We start from the raw sequence: 1,972 nt of genomic DNA on the forward strand, positions 1-1,972 counted from the left end.
CCCAGTTCGCCGACAATTTTTTCAATGCGATCGCGTTCGATACCGTCACTTTGACCGGGACGAGAACCCCCGCCGATAAATAGTTTCAGGTTGCCTTGCTGACGCATCTGGGACTTGCCAACGGCGCGAACGAGTGTTTCAATTCCCTTGCGTCGATCAAACCGACCCACATAGAAGACCACGTTGGTGTCGGCGTCGATTCCCAGTTTCTCTCGTGCTGCTTCGCGGGTGACGGAACCAAACTTGCGAATATCGGTGCCGCAGGGGATGATATCGATGTTGCCTTTTGTGGAAACGAGCGATCGCATATGTTCTTTCTCTTGCGGACTGGTGGCAACAATCCGTTCCGCTGTCTCTAAAACCTTTCTTTCTACCTCTAGCCGCGTGGTAGCAATCAAGGGAATCGTCGAAACTGACTTATATTTGACGGCTCCCAAAGAGTGGTAAGTATGAATTTGTTTGATGGGTTGAACTTTCTTCAGCTCCATTCCCACCCAAGATGAGAGCCAGTAATTTGTGTGTACTATAGAATATTCAATGCCTTCTTGCTGCTGAAACTTGAGCATCTGTTCGACAAACACTGGCAGATACTCAAACAAATTGTCTCTTGGGACAAACTCTTCAGGACCAGCTGTCAAGCGAATTGTTCGACAATTCGCGCTATGTTGAACAATCGTGGGTTGATCGCCACTAACTTTGCGGGTAAACATATCTACTTGCCACCCCTGTTGAGCAAGTGCCTCACCCACCTGACGTACATAAACGTTTTGACCGCCAGCCTCTTCTTTACCGATTTCAATTGCTGGATCTCCGTGGACGGAAATTAGAGCAATGTGCTGGTTGTTTGTGGAAAGCATATATTTATATCGATTTTTTCACTCAACGACGTTCAGGGCGAAGCAGGGGTTGACTATTCTACTTAGTTGCCTGTTTAGCCCACCGGAACTTAAGGAATCTTTACTTGTGCTAATAGGATAAGCTTCGCCGTTGATGATGAACATCAACTACGGGAGAGAATCTACTACCTGACTATATTCAACCTTCCGGGGGACGGGTGGGTATCATTGGGTATCATGACCTCCCCCCAAAGAAATAAAATTTTAAGCCAAAGGGCATATAAATCGCCAGAGTAGCGAATGGATTCCCATTTTTCCGTCCTCCAACGGTCAGGGAAGTGAAGATTTATAGATTTAATTGTGAAACGCGAGAATATTTAAATCGCCCAAGCCTTAAAGAAAGCGGGTTGTAAGCATTTATTAGATTTCTTTGCCAGCCATAAGAAATTTAACAATAGGTAATTATACTAAGGCATTGGGAAAGAAGCAAACAACCACAACGACGAGGATGAATCATGGCTTTCCCTGCAACTGCGAAGACTCACTCGGCACGATCGGGCATCAAAAAAAAGAAAATTTTTTTGACAGCAGCACCAATTGATTAATATCTGCTATTATCTATATTTGTCACCTAGGAGAGGTGGCTGAGTGGTCGAAAGCGACAGATTGCTAATCTGTTGTACGGTTGGTAACTCCGTACCGAGGGTTCGAATCCCTCCCTCTCCGTTTTAAAAGCGAAAACAGACAAGTAGCGAAGCCCAATCGGGAAAAGCAAACGCCTCACTCTTGACGTCTCACAGCGATCGCTTCTGCTAGCTAAAATGTTGGCAGAAGTTATGGCTGTATTCTTAAACAACTGAGATCAATTAAAATATTTGATTTCAATCGTGGACTGTTGAAGAGTTAAACACCCAAATGAGCAGACCCGCTTCAGCCAAAAATATCAAACCGAGTTGGGCGATCGCCCTAGCAATTACCACCATTACGACAAGTTTTCTAACCGTTGCTTGCGAAAACCCCTCTCAAACAACGCCAGGTAATAACACGCCAACCAGTACAACCAGTAGCCCCGCCCAGACTACAGGTTCTACCCCAGCCACCAGCGGTTCCGGACTCAAGATTGGCTCACTGCTGCC

Annotated in this window: 1 protein-coding gene, 1 tRNA gene and 1 pseudogene; 2 read left to right on the top strand and 1 reads right to left on the bottom strand. The window is 45.9% G+C overall.

Features of this window, described 5'->3' with window-relative positions:
• The coding region (locus tag H6F50_RS07515; protein ID WP_190428045.1) for a glycosyltransferase at window positions 1-857 on the bottom strand (857 nt) is incomplete at its 3' end.
• 613 nt (window positions 858-1,470) lie between these two features.
• On the opposite strand from H6F50_RS07515, the gene H6F50_RS07520 reads away from it, so the two are divergent.
• Window positions 1,471-1,562 (top strand) — tRNA-Ser (locus tag H6F50_RS07520).
• 189 nt (window positions 1,563-1,751) lie between these two features.
• Window positions 1,752-1,972 (top strand): annotated as a pseudogene (locus tag H6F50_RS07525) (hypothetical protein); the annotation flags it as partial.

The sequence above is a fragment of the Coleofasciculus sp. FACHB-712 genome (assembly GCF_014695635.1).
GTDB lineage: Bacteria > Cyanobacteriota > Cyanobacteriia > Cyanobacteriales > FACHB-T130 > FACHB-T130.